The sequence below is a fragment of the Colwellia sp. BRX10-4 genome, from assembly GCF_014077465.1.
Classification (GTDB): Bacteria; Pseudomonadota; Gammaproteobacteria; order Enterobacterales; family Alteromonadaceae; genus Colwellia_A.
In genome coordinates, this window is record NZ_JACGVZ010000014.1 from 22,615 (window position 1) to 39,132 (window position 16,518).

Here is a 16,518-nt window from a genome sequence, read left to right on the forward strand (position 1 = left end):
TGGCTTATTATCTCTGGTTGAGGTGGGTGTTGTCTTTTGATTGCAAAATAAAAATAGGGTTTTCATTTTGCAATTCATTATGTCTTTATAAAATATCTTTATTATTTATAGATTTAACCTTCACAATTTGGGGAATAGGGTTGATAAAATAAGGAGCAGCCTAAGACAAGGCTAAAACTAACGCTATATCAAGGCGACTAAGAATTGATAGGATTAACTTCTATTAGCCAAATTAGTTTTTCTTGAGTAAAACTTGAATTAACTTTTTGCGTTGTGATAAAACCAATAAGCCAAAGGTAATGAATAAAAACCCAGCTACAGCAACAACAAAGGCAATGATATTTTTAGGACTACCTTGTTTCATTGGGTAAGAGGGGGTTGTCAGCATTTGCAATACCGGATACGAGGCAAAAATGTCTGCTTTACTTGCTTCTAATCTTGCTGCTGCTGAGGTAAAAATAGCTTCTGCCATGTTAAATTCTCTCTGTAACCGCTCTAATTCGACTATTTCTCTTGAGTACACCTTTAATTGGTCACCGAGATGTTCAATAGAACGTCCTAAATCAGCAAACATTGAATCTTGGCCTTTTTGTTTTGCATAAGCTGCAATTAAGTCAGCGAATAACTCAGCCCGTTTTGGGTTCAAATCCAAATTTAAGGAATTGAATATCTCACTTGAATTAACACCGTACATTTCCCTGCTTCTCTGGTTTATCGCAATTCGGGTAAAGTTTAATCTTTTTTGTTGTGCTTTCACTTTAGGGTGATTAACACCCCATCGAGAGCTATATTCGGTGAGTTGAGTGATACTTTCTTTTAATTCGGTAATATAAGCTTTGAATTCAACGTCTGATTGCAGGGCGAATGCTTGTCCTGCTAATTTGGGTGAAACCCCAAGCTCTTCACTTAATTGATAAATATATTCTTGTAATTGCCTTGTTTCAGCTTTCACATAAAGTCGTTTTTCTTTAACACCGGATAAGGTTTTAACCAATTGATTCATTTGAACGGTTGAAACAACAATGGATCGCTGTTGAAAATCAACAATAGCATTACGGGTTATATTCATTCTTTCCCGGTATTGGTCAAGAACATGGTTGATACTCCGGTCTCGTCGTAACACTTCATCGGCGCGAAGATTACTCAACTCGTCTTGTAAAGATTCATAGATAGCAAAGGTTTTTTCTTGTGCTAATTTTGAGCTGCCAGCATTCATCTCCAATGAAATAATAGAGGTTTGCTCGGTGAGCTTAATTTTTGGCTTACCAAGTTCATCAAGCGAAATATTTAGTTTTTCAGCAGCACGCCCCCTAACACCTCGACTTGATAGCATCTCTTTATAATTAACACGTGGGTTAAAGCCACCACCAGAAAAAGGGGTGTTAGTTTGTGAAACAACTTGGCCGACATTATCCAGTGATACACTGTTACTGCTACCTGTTCCAGGTAATACCATTTCCATATCACTGGTAAATGACGGAGCCTTATTCAAATAAAGCATAATAAGCAATGCAACAACTAAATAACAAGCTAAACCAATCACTAAATAAGGGCGCTTTAACACTGAGTATATTCTTGCTCTGAATAGGCCAAATGACGTTAACGTTACGATAGGATATTTCATAATTCACTTATAACAATTTAATAGGAAGCAGGATGTCGACAACTGTTTTGGCGATATCACGAAAGTTAGTAATATCTGAGTCGTAACAGGCAACGGCGTCATTAGGCATTAAGTAAGGGTTAATATTGCCTTGATTTGGTGTCGTCATTAACGCTTCTACAGAGCGCTCAATAACTTGTGTTTCACCGGTAATTGGATTTTTACTCGCAAGAACTACTCGACGTGGCGCATTGGTCCAATCTTTACCACCGACACAATTAGCAGAAACCGCTGCTTGTAATAAGCGTGTACCATAGGGCAGGCTGGTTGAATATCTATCTACGGCTGCACTTGCATTATCTCCGGCTGAATCAATGAGGTTAGACATAAAAACGCGAAATCCCTTAGGTGTAATTAAGCTAGGTCTGACTAAGTGTGCTTGAAAGCAACCGGTACTGGGTACGATAATGCGGTCACCTGCTACTAATGGGTAATCCTTAACTAATTCTCCAGAGAACATCCCTGTCATATCTATTTGAACCTGCCAGCCTTTCCGCAGTAAAATTATTTGATCTAATTTTGCATCAGGTCGAATACCCGAAGCTGCTCTGATCGCTTCAGACAATAATCGCGTCGTTGAATAATCACCAAAAGCATCTAAATGTTCGGCATTTTGAATACCATTTGGTTTCTTATTAATTAATACCGTACCAGGTTGAAAAACCGCACCTGCCACAGAAACCTCAATTGATGACCAATTTAATACGTATATGGTAACGCTAGCACTGGAGGGTTGAAATATTTCTGCTCTAATTAAGGCTAATTCAATTTTGGTTTCTAATTTATTGGTTGTCGCACCGCCTGCTGAAACAACACCTATAATAGGTAGTTTTACATATCCCGCGTTATCAACAATATAACGGCCATTAAAACCTTCACCATCTTCAATAAGCACTTCAACTAAATCCCCTGGACTTAATAATGAACCTTGCGCAAGAATAGGGTCATTCTCTGCTGAAGCTTTCATGTTTGACGAATGTAAATTTAATGGCTTGTCTGTTCTATAATTTAGGGCTGCGCCCATGTCTTGAAACTGACTGCAATTTAATCCATCTGAAAATAGCGTTTTAGGTGCTTGCTGATGAATAAAGTCATCACCATTGTCAGCTGGCGTACCATAAAATCTAAGTGCAGACTTATCAATATCTACGGAAGAGTGCTTAGCACAACCCTGTAAAACTAAAATTCCAATGAGCGCGATAAGCGCTGGCATTATTTTGTAATTTTTAGGTGGGTGAAACGACATTGAATTCTCCATAACGATTTTAACTCTCTACACCGTTATTGCACTTAACGTACCAACTGATTATTTTTATTTTACTTGTTGTATTTTATAGGTTTTTTTGTAATCGATAGGTATTTGTAAATATGAATTTGCAATTTGCAATGGGCTATATCTATTTTGCAAAAGCCTTTTTATCCGAATATATGGCTACTTTGCTTTTATAAAAAATAACAGTAAGGTGAATTGATTATGCGTTAATCAATTCAACTTACTGTTATTTTTAAGTCATTTTAGACTTTAGCTAAATGTTATAGGTTGTTCCAACTAATAAGCACCTTTGGCCATTAATACAGCTGGAATGGTCAAGGCTATTATTTTACAGTCCATTAAAAAACTTTGTTGCTTAATGTAACATTTGTCTAACTGTAATTGTTCTTCAAAATTAGTGTCTGCACGACCAGATACTTGCCATAAACCGGTTAATCCAGGCTTAGTAAATAATCTTGGTTGGATAAAATTATCATATTCATAAGTTTCAATTGATAATGCGGGTCTTGGGCCTACTAAGCACATATCCCCTCTAACAATATTAAATAATTGTGGTAACTCATCAATAGAATATTTTCTAATAAATTGGCCAATCTTGGTAATTCTAGGGTCATTAATGTACTTCTTACAAACACCTTTACGAGAACTTTGAGAAGGGTCTGGTTCTTTAAAAAGTGGGTCAGATTTTAAATACATTGATCTAAATTTATACATTTTAAAATGTCGACCATTTTCACCCACTCTAGTTTGATAAAATAACGCACCACCCAGACTTTCTGTTTTAATTAAAATAATCACGATTAGCAGTACTGGGCTAATGAGTATTAACGCAAGTAGGGCAATGCTTTGCTGTAAAATAACTGGAATGCCTTTGTGTTGGTAATTTATAACAATAGCTTTGTGTGTTTTAGTAAATAGCGCCTGATTTTTAATTTTATTTAATATTTGAATAGTCATTATTTTACTCCAGTATTTACTGAGCCAAGTAAAAAGGTTCTATATAAAAAAAGTGGGTTACCAATAACATAACGATTAAATTTTTCACGAGGTTCTTGCATTAAGCGCCAAATCCACTCCATCCCAATTTCTCTTAACCACATCGGCGAACGTGAAATACTGCCAGAATAAAAATCAAATAATCCACCTACGGCTAATGCTGTTTTGCATCGTAATTGGTCTCTGTGCTCAAGTAACCATTGTTCTTGTATAGGTGAGCCCATAGCAATTAATAAAATGTCGCAATCACTTTTATTTATTGTGGTGATAATTTTTTGGGTACTCTCAGTGCCTCTATAACCATGCTCGGTACCTGCAATATTGAGTCCTGGAAATTGAGCGCTTAATTCATTTGCTGCTTGATCTGCAATCCCTGGCTTAGCACCGAAGAAAAATAAAGATTGACTACTTTCAACACATTTTTTACAAAGGTGAGGTAACATATCTGTTCCGTTATTGTTGCCATTAAGCAAGAAACCTGCTTTTTTTGCTGCTAATCTCATACCAGAGCCATCAGCGAACAATGCATCAGCTTTTGTTAATTGGTTAAAGAAGGTTGGATTGCTAATCGACAAATTAATGGAATGCGCATTAATAAAAAAACCTATTTTCGTTTTACTTTTAGGTATATCACTACATGTTATCCATTCAACAGCTTCCGCCATTGAAGTATTTTTAACGTCTAAACCAAACAAAGATAAGTACTTAGATTCTTTAAGTCTTTTAATTTTTTGGCCATAAATAATAATCGAGATAAAACTTTTACTCATAAGCGCTAGATAATTAGCTAAGTTACCATTGAGTTGTTGTTCAAGTAGTTGCTCGGGCGTCATCACCGTTATCCCTGTTTTAAGGTGCAAGTCATAAAGACTAAAAATTCCTGTTTTACACTTAATTTGGTTAAGGACATAAAACTGCATGTCGGGTGAAAGTCGATGAGTTAAGGGAATACCGCAAAAGGAAATCTTACCTAAGCAAATATCAAACAAAACCGCAGTTTTTACCCAAAGGCCACAACTAAAACGGTGTAATGTTACCTTTCTGCTTAATGCATCAGTCTTGTATTTTTTTGAAAATAAGTTTCTTCTTGTCGTTATCGCCAAGGTTATATTTAACAGGAAACAGGGAAGCAGTATTAATATAAGGATCAGTGCTATGGGCTTATCGATAATGTTGCCACGGTATTGATGCTTAATGGCATCGTAGTGTGTAAACGATTGAGTTTTTGTTTGTAGTGAAATTTTAGTTTTTATCATTTCAGCTAACCTAAATTATTATCAGTTAACGTGTACATTGCTTAAGTTGTGCCAACTTGATTTTTGTTTTATGTGTCTGTTTTATAATTATTTTATTTTTTGTGGCTGATTTTTTAAAAAAAATAAAGTACTGAATTGCAAAATAAAAATTTAAATTATCATTTTGCAATTTATTTTAAGATGCTAACAACGGACTAATTTTGGATAAAGCGATAAGATGATATTTGTTTCTCGCGACAGGTCGTCTTCGTCTCTTGCTGGAACTGACGTTGGATGTTTTCTATTAACAAAGGCTAGTATGTGGGCAGAGAGAGCGAAAACAATTTTATGAAATAAATTATTGATAATGCTGGTGCGCATAGGGCCACAATTGCTGTGTCGAATATAGTCACTTAAGTCATAGTCAAAAGTATTATTCCATTTTTGTTCGATCTCTTTTATAAAACTCACCCCTTTACTTAATTCTATGACATGACCGTTTTCACCCCAGCCAACCTTGTTTATTTTTTGTATGCTAGCAAGTCTGGAATCAATAATACTGGTCAGCCATGCAATGGTTTTTTTATTATTCAGCGCAATAAGTACACCAGAATTAAAGCGATTAGAATAACCTTTGGCCATATAAATATATTTTTCATCTTCTACTATTGTTTTTAAAGCGGGGCAATTATCATTTACCACTGTATCAGCATCTAAAAATATAACAGTGTCATATCCCGAGAGTAAAGCTGTTCGCATTAGCGTTAACTTAAGCCAACAGCACTCTACACCTAATTTAGAAATATAAGGCCGAGTTACCGCTTGATGGCAGTATCCTTGCTTTTTAGCATAGTTTTTGTGTGTTGCTAGTTCTTTGTTATACATCAACTGGTAACCATTTAAGGCAATGCTGAGTACTAATGTTGTATTGGTCATAAATGTCACCTTTACTGCAAATGGGTTAATAACTTCTCTATCTGTGAAAAGTGCTCAACTAAGTATTGCAATAACTACTCCATTATTGATAAACCGCTCTTCTAATGGGCTAACAGCGAGTAAGAAAGTATTATATAGATAAAGATGGTGAATTTTTTTTGGGCTGTTGCAAAATGCGAACTTCCGTTGATAAATATTATAAGTTACAAGATTTATGCTAGTGCTAGCGAATAAAGGCATATAAACCAATACTTTATAGTTAAAAGGTTAGTTTAGGAAAAAAGTGTCGCGTGTTAGTTTATCGGTGGACTTGCAAGCGGTAGGCTTATTTTAAAACATGTACCAACACCTACTTCACTCGTGACTGTAATTGTACCGTGATGCTTTTCAATGATGCCATGTGATATCGGCAAACCTAAACCAGTACCTTCGCCAACAGGTTTACTGGTATAAAAAGGATCAAATATTTTTAATATGTTTTCTTCACTTATTCCTCTACCATTATCTTGCACGTAAATAATGACGTTGTCTTGCTCTTGGGTTGTTGTAATGGTCAATATCCCATGGGCTGAGCAGGCATGTGAAGCATTCATAAATAAGTTAATAAAGACCTGATTTAAATCATATGGTTGCCCCATAACGTCACCACAATCAGAAAGTTCTAGATTAATGGACATAGAGTATTTTATTTCATTAGCAGATACTTTAATGCATTCTTTAATGCAGTCATTAATACTAAAAGCGGTAAAGGCTTCATCTCCTTTATAAGAAATTTTCTTTAAATTGTTAACTATGTTTTTAACGCGCTCTACTCCTTCAATGGTATCGGCTAACAGAGAAGGAATGTCAGTTATTAAATAGTCAGCATCAATTTCTTTACGCATACTTTGATATTGTTGCAACATTGAGTCAACGTTATCTTTGAGAGGTAAATTATCTTGTATAATTTTGTCGAGTTTAAAAAATTCAGTAATATTTTCAGATAAATAAAAGAGGTTACTGTACGAGTAAGCAATAGGATTATTAATTTCATGCGCTATACCAGCCGTAAGTTGTCCCAGTGAAGACATCTTTTCCGATTGGATAAGTTGTGCTTGGGTTGTTTTTAATTCTGCAACAACCCCTTCAAGGTTTAAAACATTTTCGTATAATTGTCGTGATTTATCCTCAAGTAGCTTTTCCGCCAACTGTCGTGCCTTTTTTTCGCGGATATAGGCAGTTTTATACGCGTCTTCTTTAGTCATGTTAATCCTTGAAAGATATTACTAATTTACATTTATTGGCTCCATCATGCATGCATTCAGACTGTTCAATTACAATAGCTTGTTTAAAGTGTCGAGCAGCACCCGAAATTAATCCTTCACAAAGATGGCATAACTTGCGCTTAGATTGATAAAACATAATTAAATCACCATTAGGTTTTCATCGAATTTAAAACTTGGTAAGTAAGAATCTGGATAAACACGCTTTACTTCCTTGTGAATAACACCTTCAATACAAATGAGAAAATCTTTTAAATTATCAATATGTGATAAGTTAGCAGGGCTACGATTAAGTAAATGGATAAATAAATATTCACCAAAGGTGCGAACTAACGTCGGCGGATCTATTTGGGTTAATGTCGATAGTTCAGCAACAAAAGACATTATTTCGGAGTCTTCATACTGCATACTGTTAGTATAAATACCTTCAGAATTTGGTTTTACTTTATCTAACAACTCATTCCATGCAGACATGCCTAATTTTTCAATGACCATTTCGGAAAATATGGTGTATATATAACCTTGCATGGTCATTTCCTTAAATTATGATAATGATTCAATAACAATCTTAAATTGGTGTTTTTGATTAATCTCGTATTCAATTAGCTTATTAATTGTGTGTTCGGTAAACTCATGTCCTTCAGCTAAAATAAGCAAGTTATTTGCAGAAAACAAACCATATTTTAATATCATGTTGGGTAAAAGTTGTCGTGTCGTTAAGCCTTTTTCAGAAATATTATTAATAACTAATTCGGGGTCGGCCATTAATATATCTAAAACTTCTTTGGAATATTTAATACCTTTCGATTTATTTAACGCGACCAGTACTTGCTTATGATCTAGCCTTTTAACATCAATCTTACCGCAAGAAAATCGCCAATAATCTCTTGCAACACTTATTATTTTACAGGCAAGCAATGTTTTACTATTAACTTTATTTTTTAGTTCTTCTAGTGAATGAAATTGATAGGTTAGTATTGCTTTTACAGCATTTAAACGTTGCGCTGGCGAGAGAATTTGTTGAGCAATATCTCCCTGAGTCAAAAAAATCTTTTTTTGTTCGAAATTGAGTAAATTAAAGGGGGTACAAACAATGGTCGAATCAAACCCTAACAATCCAATTTCGTTGAGAAAACCTGATAAGCAAATATCATGCAATGCTTCTTTATCTAGACAGAGCTTTTCTCCTAATCGACCGGCTAATTGTGCTACATTTTTCGCAAAATCAGCATTAAGATCAGGACTGATCGCAATGAAGTTAAATAACATTTTCTCACAGGCTTTATTGTCTTGTTCATTTCTTGTTAATGACGTTCTAATTTGTTTGGTGCGTAAATTTACTTTTCCCTCTAAGTCATGATTTAGGCTTTTAAGTAATTTATTTTTCTTTTCAATTTTACGTTTTAGATTATGGTTTTCCTCTTTTAAATGGGTGATCTCCAAACCTTCTTCAACAGCATTAATTAGGTCATTATTATTCCACGGTTTATTGATAAAACGATTGATTTTACCTAAATTAATTGCTGCCACGGTTGATTCAAAATTAGCATAACCACTTAATACTATTCGGTAAGTGTCTGGGTGTGAATTAGCAACTATTGCTAATAACGCTGCGCCGTCCATTTCAGGCATTCTCATATCAGAAATAATGATATCTACGTGCGTTTTCTCTAAAATTTCTAGTGCGTTTTGAGCACTATTAGCAATAATGACATTATATGACTTGCGGTGAAATAAACGTTGCAAAGTCCTGAGTATAATTCGTTCATCATCAACACATAAAACAGTCATATCTGAATACAAAGCATTTTGGGTACTACTATCTGACATAATCTCTCCCTATAAACTTTACAACTGAAATAAATAGTTTTAATGATGTTAATTATAACGACCACTATATTATCTATTTTTTACTTTATAGTGATAAATAATATACATATATTATAGCTATAACGGTTATTTATTCAAAAATTATTGATATTATTATAATTAATAAGTCAATTTACCTTAACAATATTTGTAATTGTTGAGGCGATACCTTAAGTTTTAAATATGGAATAAAAAATAGTTATAGCTAAATGTAACACTGTTTTATAGAAAAGTTATTGGGCATTAGTGTTGATTTTAAGGAAAAAAATGCAAAATTTGAATAAATCGGTCATTTTATTTGTTGACGATGAACCCGCTATTTTAAGATCGCTACAACGTATTGCGGGTAAAGTGGATGCGACTATTTTAACAGCTGCTAGCGGCGGTGAAGCACTTGAAGTGATTAAAAAATGTCATGTTGATGTCATTGTTTCTGATATCAATATGCCCAATATGGACGGCAATCAATTACTTGAACAAGTTGCTCAAATTTCACCTGAAACTGTTCGTATTGTTTTAACGGCCTGTGACAACATGGATATGGTACTTGATGCGATTAATTCAGGGCACATTTGGGGTTTTTTACATAAACCTTGGGATAATTTCGAACTTATTGTTAAGTTAAAGCAAGCATTACACCTTCAGCATATACTTGCTGAGCGTACCTTAATGCGAAGAACGATTGATCAATACCAAAAATATCATAAAGCAAAATTTGAAGGCTTTATTGGTGATTCAATTCCGATGCAATTTGTTTATTCTTGTATCGAACAAAGCGCCCCCAGCAGTGCCTCTGTATTTATTACTGGGCCTAGTGGCTCAGGAAAAGAAGTTGCTGCACAGGCAATTCATCGCTTAAGTAAAAGAAAAAACGGACCTTTTATTGCGCTCAACTGTGCCGCTATACCCTCAGAACTGATGGAATCAGAAATTTTTGGTCACATCAAAGGAGCATTTTCTGGTGCTGTTTCAAATCGTGACGGTGCAGCGTCATTGGCCAACGGCGGCAGCTTATTTCTTGATGAAATTGGTGAAATGGATATCAGTTTACAGGCTAAATTATTACGTTTTATTCAAACTGGTTGTTTTCAAAAGGTCGGTAGCGGTAAAGAAGAAAAAGTAGACATTCGTTTTATCAGTGCAACCAATCGAGCCCCTCAAGTTGCCATTGATGAAAAGAAACTACGTGAAGATCTCTTTTATCGGCTCAATGTCATTTCTATCGTGTTACCCGCTTTAAATGAACGTGGTAGTGATATTGTGAAGTTAGCTGAATATTTCTTAAGTCACTTTAGTAAAATTGAAGAAAAAGTTTTTGTGGGTTTCTCAACTAAGGCTGAGGCATTAATTACATCGTACTCTTGGCCAGGTAATGTTAGACAACTGCAAAATATTATTCATAGCGCAACAATTATGTCTGAAGGACCCTTAATTTCTGAACAAGTGATTGTTCAGCAACTTGGTCAGCAGTTTAAGCAGCCTGCTCTTGCAACACCTCCCCCGCAAAAAGCGGTTGCCTCGGCACAAGATGATATAAATATGCAGACACCGATGCTCAATACAGCTAATTTAACACCTTCAATAATTACCTTAGCTGATGTCGAAAAGTATGCCATTGAACAAGCGATTGCCTTGTGTGAAGATAACATCGTCAAAGCGGCCAGTGAGCTAGGTGTGAGTCCATCAACGCTTTATCGAAAAATTCAGCAATGGCAAGTACCAACGCTAGATTAATACCATTTTTAATTTGCAAAAAGCGCTGGTAAATTTTTCAAAGTGCAAATTATTATCAGCACATCACCTAGGTACAAAATAAAACACATAATAATCAGTGCATTAAAATAATTTAAACATTGGAACGAAACTTGATTGTATCATTGTTAACGATTTAGCAATGATAATTTAGGAGTGTTCTAGTGCAGTTAATGTCTTTATTTAGGACGCAAGTTAAAGCGGTAATTGAGCTGTTATCAAATACTATTTGGTTACTTAGTGCAGAGTTTGTTGCTAAAGTCTCTAGAATTTTCACTATCGTTGTACTTGCCGCACAATTATCGCCAATCTCTTATGGTACAGCTATGTTAGCGCTGGCCTTTCACGATGTCTTTGCATTAATATTACGAGCCGGTGTAGGTAGTCAAATTATTAACTGCAAACAAGCGCAAGTGGCTAGTTTTGCAAAAAGTGGTATAGTCATCCAATGGGCTATCTGTCTTACTATCGCCATAGGTCAGTGGAGCTCTGCAGACTTTCTATCATCACTTTATGACAATGATAATATTGCCTCATTACTAAAAATAATGGCTGTAATTTATCTGCTCTACCCTTGGGTGAGTGTAAAAATATTTTTGTTGCAGCGCGCTAATAAAATGCGTTGGTTTAGTATCAGAAATGGTGTTTGTGTCATCATCGAAAATGTATCTATAGCGGTAGCAGCTTTACTTGGGGCTGATATCTTTGCTGTTGCTTTGGGTAAAATTGCCTTTTCACTGTTTTGGTTGTTGCTATTTTCATTCGCACCGGTTCAATCATATGGGGTTGGTTTTGATAAAACTGTAATCAAGCACATGTTAAGAACATCAGGAAAGCTTTTTAATACGGAATTTTTACGTGGAATTCGAGTTCATGCCGATACTTTTATTGCCGGTAAGTTACTAACCCCTGAGTTGTTTGGTTTTTATAGTTTTGCAAAAAATGCTGGGGTAGGTTTAAGTCAGTCAATTAACCAAGTTTATATGGCTGCTTTATATCCTTATATTTGCAAGTTAGCTCGGCAAGGGCAGTTATTAGCACAACAAAAGAAAATATTTGCTTTTACATTATTCATTGGTTTTTTATTCGTTCTTCAGGCCTTAATTGCTCCTATTTATGTACCAATTTTGTTCGACGATAAATGGTCGTCAGCTGTACCTATCATCACAATATTATGCTTAGTGGCACTACCTAATTTAATTATTGATATTGTTTGTTGTTTTCAGCGAGCAACAGAGCAATACCACCTTGAAACCTTTACTCGTTTAGTTTGCCTGTCAGTTTCTTTACTCACGCTCATTATTATGATGCCAAAAGAGCCAATGGAATTTGCCGTTGTTATCTTTTTTAGCAATCTATTTTGCTTAATCCCCATTTACTTAATTAATGTTCTAAAACCCTTAAATTATAATCTACGCACTTTATTTAATAGGAATAAATCACATGAAATCTAATGCTGTTCCAATAGTCTCAGTTATTATTCCAATGTATAACGTTGGAAAATATATTGAACAAAGTATTGATAGCGTTCTTAAACAAACCTATCATAATTTTGAAATTATTTTAGTCGATGATGGTTGTACTGATGATACCTTAAATAAAGTGAATAAATTTACAGACCCTAGAATTAGACTTATTCACCAAACTAATCGAGGTTTGTCTGGTGCAAGAAATACCGGTATAGATTCGGCTCGTGGTTTATATGTTGCTTTACTTGATGCTGACGATTATTGGGCTAAAGATAAATTAGCTAAACATATTCAACATTTATCAGCGAACCCTAAGGTAGGGGTAAGTTACTGTCCGTCATTGTTTATTAATAAAGAAGGCGCACTTTTAGGTGTTGGTCAATTTCCTAAGCTGAGCAATATAACTAAACAACATATTTTTTGTCGTAATCCAGTAGGTAATGGCTCATCGCCAGTGATTAGAAGAGCGTTATTAGCAGAAATTGGCTATTTTGGTGTTAAAAGAGATAAATATCGAAAAATATATTTTGATGAAAGTTTGAGACAATCTGAAGATATCGAATTATGGACTCGCATAGCATTAACCACTGCATGGAAATTTGCTGGTATTGCCAAACCTTTAACTTATTATCGAGTTAACGATACTGGCCTTTCAGCAGATGTTGATAAGCAGTATTCAAGTTGGCAACATGCCGTTATGCTAAACCAAGCTTCTGATCCAACCTTTTTCAAACAGTTTTATAGCTTAGCAAGGGCATATCAGCTTCGTTATTTAGCTAGACGGGCGATACAGTCTGAAAGTAAACTGACAGCTTTTAAGCTTATTCATCAAGCAATTTTTTGTAATTACAGGATTCTTTTTCAAGAGCCTAGTCGCACGATAATGACGTTAGGCTGTGCTTGGTTAAAGTTTTTACCGAGCAAGCTATATCGGCGAATAGAGAAGTTTGCCATGTTAAATTTTGGCAATAGTTCAATTAAACAATAAGGTTAAAAGTGTAATGAAGACCTATAATCTATATCAGTTCTTGTACTACTTATAATAGTTAATTAGAGGCACTATGGCGCGTAATAATAAATCAGATGATAGCTCAAAAGTTAATCAGCTATTAAGTGGCATGGATAAATCTGTTGCAGAAAGTTTCACTTATAAACAACGCAAAGCATTACAAAAAAGCATTAGTTCGCAAGACTGGCGAAGTCACAATGTAGATTTTAGACCTACATTAGCATTGCCTTTTCTCCCTTGGAGTTTCTATATTGTTTTTCTAGTGGGTATTAATAGAAGGGGGCTTACACACACTGAACGTTTTATTGCTTTTGCTATGTTTTTATTATTTATATTCGTCTTTGGTTTAGCCATAATTGGTTGTGTGTTTTTGTTAATTTATTTATTAAAATCATGGTTAGGAATAGATTTTTTTCCAAATGAATCTTTAGGTATTTGGGATGCATTCAAAAATCTTTTTTAGCGATTTTACGTAAAGTAAATGCTTTAACAGGCATAATGATAGATTTTTATATAACATTGCTTACAGCTTGATAATGCTATCTGTTAGTTATTAAGCCGTATGTATCACTTGCCAGATACACTTAGTTGATTAACCATGACCGAATAGCATCTCTGTCTGGGATAGAACCGCTATGGACATTAACATTATTAATTAAAACTGCGGGGGTAGTCATTACGACATATTCCATAATAATTTCGAGGTCTGTTTCTTTTATTACCAGAACGTTAATATTGAGTTCTTTAGCTATTTTAGAAATTTTTTCAACAGTCTTTATATATTTAGTACAGCCAGTACCCAGTACTTTTATTTCTTTTATAATATTTTCTCTTTAGTTAGGTGTTAAATAAAGGAGCTTAAAAAATTAAATGTCCAACCAATTAAAGTAAATGCACTAAGCAATAGGATAAAAAGAATCGCCAATAACCGCCATTGTATGACTTGCTTTAATAAGATAAATTCAGGAAAACTTGCAGCTACAGTACTCATACAAAAAGCCATTGTGGTACCTACAGGAAGACCTTGTTTAAGTAAACTTTCCATGACAGGAATAACACCGGTCGCATTAGAATATAAAGGTATGCCAAGTAAAACTGCAGAAGGAACTGACCACCATTGCCCATCGCCTAAATGCGCATGAATCCAACCGTCGGGAACAAAACCATGTAAAGCTGAGCCTAACCCTACACCTACGATGACCCATTTCCATACTCGTCCAAAAATTTCGCTGAGCTCTTCCTTTGCAAAAGTATGTCTTTGTTTCAACGATAATATTGCAGATTGTTTAGCTTTAACTCTTACCGTGTTTTGACCGCGTTCTAACGCTTTGGCGGCAAAAGATTGCAACCAACGTTCAGCGTTGATGGCATCAAGAAAAATACCGCCTAATATGCCAACAGACATCCCAACCACAATGTAAAGCAGGGTAAACTTCCATCCCAATAAACTAAGTAACAGCAATACTGCTACTTCATTTATCAGTGGTGATGTAATGAGAAATGACATCGTTATACCCACAGGGATCCCTGCTGATGTAAAACCCAAAAATACTGGAATACTCGAGCAAGAACAAAACGGCGTTATTGCGCCAAAACTTGAGCCAAGTAAATAACCAACCCTTGAATGTTTACCGGCTAAATAATCACGAATACCTTCAACATTCATTGACGCTCTTAATAAAGCAATAGCGTAGATCATTATCAATAACAAAAAGAATATCTTAGTGGTGTCTTCGATAAAAAAATGAAGGGCATCGCCTAGTTTTGTTGTTCTAGATAAGCCAAATATATCAACAACTAACCATGTGGCTAAATCGGTAAATATCTCAAACATAAGCTGCCCTATCGAGGTGGATAATAAGTAATAAAATAAGTTCGCTAAGGTAGTATGGATTTTGTAACACGGTTTTAAACAGCCTTAACGGTAAAATTTAAACCGATAAAAGACAATAATAAGCGATTGATATACTCATTATTATAATAGAACAGCGTTGTTATACTTTGACTTAAGTCAGGTTGTCGCTAATTACTGCCGATAAAAAGACGGTAGTATTAGTAGGTGAGTTCGTTGAGTATCGATATTTTCCCTTTGCGCTATTTTTGGCGTTAGGCAAAGGGTATATCTAGCAATAAGGGCCTTTAAACGCCGGGTGTTGCTTGAATGACTTTATTTCTAAGCCATTTGTTAGCGGGTTCAAAGTCTAGGTTTGTATGCCAATAAAGATGCATATCAATATCAGGTAGTGTTACAGGTAATGGGTATATAACCAAATCGAGTAATTGTGCGTACATTTTAGCGGTTGTTTCTGTTGCCGTGAGTAACATATCGTTACCTGCTATAACCCGACATGCTGAAAATGTATGCTGACAACGCAAACCTATTTTACGTTGTAATCCAAGACGAGCTAATTCGAAATCCTCAATGCTTGGTCCTGTAGAACGCGACGACACTAAAATATGGTCCATCGCCAAGTAGCTTTCTAAATCGAGTATTGCGTTAATTTGTGGATTATTTTTACGTGCAATAACGACTAATTTATCTTTTTCTAATTGGGTGTGTAATATATTGTCGCTAACGGGTAATAAAGTATCTATGGCTAAGTCAATGTCGCCACTGGCGAGTTTGTTTTCCAGTTCATGGCGATTAACTCGGCGGCTACTTTGTATATTTACCCAGGGCGCTTCTTTATGAATTCTCTGTATCAAAGGCGGCAAGTAAGAAGCTTCTAAGGCAACATGCAAGGATATGGTAAAACTTTTACGCGAGGTCATCGGTTGAAATTGTTTTGACTGTGCTAAACATATTTGTAATTGACGTAAAGCTTCACGAACATCTGCAACTACATTATTAGCCACTACAGTAGGACGCATTTCATTGCCTTGTCTCACAAAAAGTGGATCGTCAAAATGTGCGCGTAGTTTACTCAAAGAGTGACTCACTGCTGGCTGTGATAAATTCAGTGCTGATGCTGCTTTGGTAATATTGCCTTCGCAGTAAATGGCTTCGAAGACCACAAATAAATTTAAGTCGACTTTCATCGTTATTTTTCAACC

Annotated in this window: 16 protein-coding genes; 4 read left to right on the forward strand and 12 right to left on the reverse strand. The window is 35.3% G+C overall.

The genetic code is table 11. The features are described 5' to 3' along the window. Positions 1-232: 232 nt before the first annotated feature. From H4J67_RS12095 to H4J67_RS12130, 9 genes are all read right to left on the reverse strand, one after another. Entirely contained in the window at positions 233-1,624 is a 1,392-nt protein-coding gene (locus H4J67_RS12095; RefSeq protein ID WP_182173523.1) for a hypothetical protein, read from the reverse strand. A 7-nt stretch (positions 1,625-1,631) separates the two neighbouring features. Beyond that, positions 1,632-2,909, reverse strand: coding sequence for a polysaccharide biosynthesis/export family protein (locus H4J67_RS12100; RefSeq protein WP_182173520.1), 1,278 nt, complete (start codon positions 2,907-2,909; stop codon positions 1,632-1,634). A 303-nt stretch (positions 2,910-3,212) separates the two neighbouring features. Further along, complete coding sequence (locus tag H4J67_RS12105) at positions 3,213-3,893, reverse strand: sugar transferase (RefSeq protein WP_182173517.1); 681 nt, start codon at positions 3,891-3,893, stop codon at positions 3,213-3,215. Continuing rightward, positions 3,893-5,188: a WecB/TagA/CpsF family glycosyltransferase gene (locus H4J67_RS12110; protein WP_182203884.1), complete on the reverse strand. Its 1,296-nt coding sequence runs from the start codon at positions 5,186-5,188 to the stop codon at positions 3,893-3,895. Before H4J67_RS12110 ends, H4J67_RS12105 begins: the two co-directional genes overlap by 1 nt. Positions 5,189-5,371: 183 nt before the next feature. Then, positions 5,372-6,103 carry a glycosyltransferase gene (locus H4J67_RS12115; RefSeq protein WP_182203885.1) on the reverse strand — a complete coding sequence of 244 codons (732 nt, stop codon included), beginning with the start codon at positions 6,101-6,103 and terminating at the stop codon, positions 5,372-5,374. Between the two features lie 293 nt (positions 6,104-6,396). Next, the gene (locus tag H4J67_RS12120; protein ID WP_182203887.1) at positions 6,397-7,347 is read right to left on the reverse strand and encodes a sensor histidine kinase; all 951 of its coding nucleotides are present in this window, start codon (positions 7,345-7,347) and stop codon (positions 6,397-6,399) included. Between the two features lies 1 nt (position 7,348). After that, a complete protein-coding gene (locus tag H4J67_RS21240) occupies positions 7,349-7,504 on the reverse strand; it encodes a V4R domain-containing protein (protein ID WP_220471645.1) in 156 nt (51 codons plus the stop codon). Positions 7,505-7,506: 2 nt separating this feature from the next. Beyond that, positions 7,507-7,893 carry a heme NO-binding domain-containing protein gene (locus H4J67_RS12125; RefSeq protein ID WP_220471646.1) on the reverse strand — a complete coding sequence of 129 codons (387 nt, stop codon included), beginning with the start codon at positions 7,891-7,893 and terminating at the stop codon, positions 7,507-7,509. A gap of 15 nt (positions 7,894-7,908) precedes the next feature. Then, positions 7,909-9,195: a response regulator gene (locus H4J67_RS12130; protein ID WP_182203889.1), complete on the reverse strand. Its 1,287-nt coding sequence runs from the start codon at positions 9,193-9,195 to the stop codon at positions 7,909-7,911. A 306-nt stretch (positions 9,196-9,501) separates the two neighbouring features. Here H4J67_RS12130 and H4J67_RS12135 point away from each other — a divergent pair, with 306 nt between their 5' ends. From H4J67_RS12135 to H4J67_RS12150, 4 genes are all read left to right on the forward strand, one after another. Beyond that, positions 9,502-10,968, forward strand: coding sequence for a sigma-54 dependent transcriptional regulator (locus H4J67_RS12135; protein WP_182203890.1), 1,467 nt, complete (start codon positions 9,502-9,504; stop codon positions 10,966-10,968). Positions 10,969-11,159: 191 nt separating this feature from the next. Continuing rightward, positions 11,160-12,440 carry an oligosaccharide flippase family protein gene (locus H4J67_RS12140; protein ID WP_259368595.1) on the forward strand — a complete coding sequence of 427 codons (1,281 nt, stop codon included), beginning with the start codon at positions 11,160-11,162 and terminating at the stop codon, positions 12,438-12,440. Next, a complete protein-coding gene (locus H4J67_RS12145; RefSeq protein ID WP_182203892.1) occupies positions 12,430-13,443 on the forward strand; it encodes a glycosyltransferase family 2 protein in 1,014 nt (337 codons plus the stop codon). The genes H4J67_RS12140 and H4J67_RS12145 overlap by 11 nt, the downstream gene beginning before the upstream one ends. Before the next feature lie 73 nt (positions 13,444-13,516). Beyond that, entirely contained in the window at positions 13,517-13,927 is a 411-nt protein-coding gene (locus tag H4J67_RS12150; protein WP_182173493.1) for a hypothetical protein, read from the forward strand. A 121-nt stretch (positions 13,928-14,048) separates the two neighbouring features. On the opposite strand, the gene H4J67_RS12155 is transcribed toward H4J67_RS12150, so the two are convergent. From H4J67_RS12155 to H4J67_RS12165, 3 genes are all read right to left on the reverse strand, one after another. Next, positions 14,049-14,288 carry a thioredoxin family protein gene (locus H4J67_RS12155; protein ID WP_310740604.1) on the reverse strand — a complete coding sequence of 80 codons (240 nt, stop codon included), beginning with the start codon at positions 14,286-14,288 and terminating at the stop codon, positions 14,049-14,051. Positions 14,289-14,308: 20 nt separating this feature from the next. After that, on the reverse strand, positions 14,309-15,298 hold the full coding sequence (locus H4J67_RS12160) for a permease (protein ID WP_182173491.1): 990 nt from the start codon (positions 15,296-15,298) through the stop codon (positions 14,309-14,311). Positions 15,299-15,603: 305 nt separating this feature from the next. After that, positions 15,604-16,503, reverse strand: a complete 900-nt coding sequence (locus H4J67_RS12165) for a LysR family transcriptional regulator (protein WP_182173488.1) — start codon at positions 16,501-16,503, stop codon at positions 15,604-15,606. Positions 16,504-16,518: the final 15 nt, after the last annotated feature.

Coding starts and splice junctions, on each gene's coding strand:
- H4J67_RS12095 (WP_182173523.1), bottom strand. CDS start 1,624: ATGAAATATCCTATCGTAACGTTAACGTCATTTGGCCTATTCAGAGCA.
- H4J67_RS12100 (WP_182173520.1), bottom strand. CDS start 2,909: ATGTCGTTTCACCCACCTAAAAATTACAAAATAATGCCAGCGCTTATC.
- H4J67_RS12105 (WP_182173517.1), bottom strand. CDS start 3,893: ATGACTATTCAAATATTAAATAAAATTAAAAATCAGGCGCTATTTACT.
- H4J67_RS12110 (WP_182203884.1), bottom strand. CDS start 5,188: ATGATAAAAACTAAAATTTCACTACAAACAAAAACTCAATCGTTTACA.
- H4J67_RS12115 (WP_182203885.1), bottom strand. CDS start 6,103: ATGACCAATACAACATTAGTACTCAGCATTGCCTTAAATGGTTACCAG.
- H4J67_RS12120 (WP_182203887.1), bottom strand. CDS start 7,347: ATGACTAAAGAAGACGCGTATAAAACTGCCTATATCCGCGAAAAAAAG.
- H4J67_RS21240 (WP_220471645.1), bottom strand. CDS start 7,504: ATGTTTTATCAATCTAAGCGCAAGTTATGCCATCTTTGTGAAGGATTA.
- H4J67_RS12125 (WP_220471646.1), bottom strand. CDS start 7,893: ATGCAAGGTTATATATACACCATATTTTCCGAAATGGTCATTGAAAAA.
- H4J67_RS12130 (WP_182203889.1), bottom strand. CDS start 9,195: ATGTCAGATAGTAGTACCCAAAATGCTTTGTATTCAGATATGACTGTT.
- H4J67_RS12135 (WP_182203890.1), top strand. CDS start 9,502: ATGCAAAATTTGAATAAATCGGTCATTTTATTTGTTGACGATGAACCC.
- H4J67_RS12140 (WP_259368595.1), top strand. CDS start 11,160: ATGTCTTTATTTAGGACGCAAGTTAAAGCGGTAATTGAGCTGTTATCA.
- H4J67_RS12145 (WP_182203892.1), top strand. CDS start 12,430: ATGAAATCTAATGCTGTTCCAATAGTCTCAGTTATTATTCCAATGTAT.
- H4J67_RS12150 (WP_182173493.1), top strand. CDS start 13,517: ATGGCGCGTAATAATAAATCAGATGATAGCTCAAAAGTTAATCAGCTA.
- H4J67_RS12160 (WP_182173491.1), bottom strand. CDS start 15,298: ATGTTTGAGATATTTACCGATTTAGCCACATGGTTAGTTGTTGATATA.
- H4J67_RS12165 (WP_182173488.1), bottom strand. CDS start 16,503: ATGAAAGTCGACTTAAATTTATTTGTGGTCTTCGAAGCCATTTACTGC.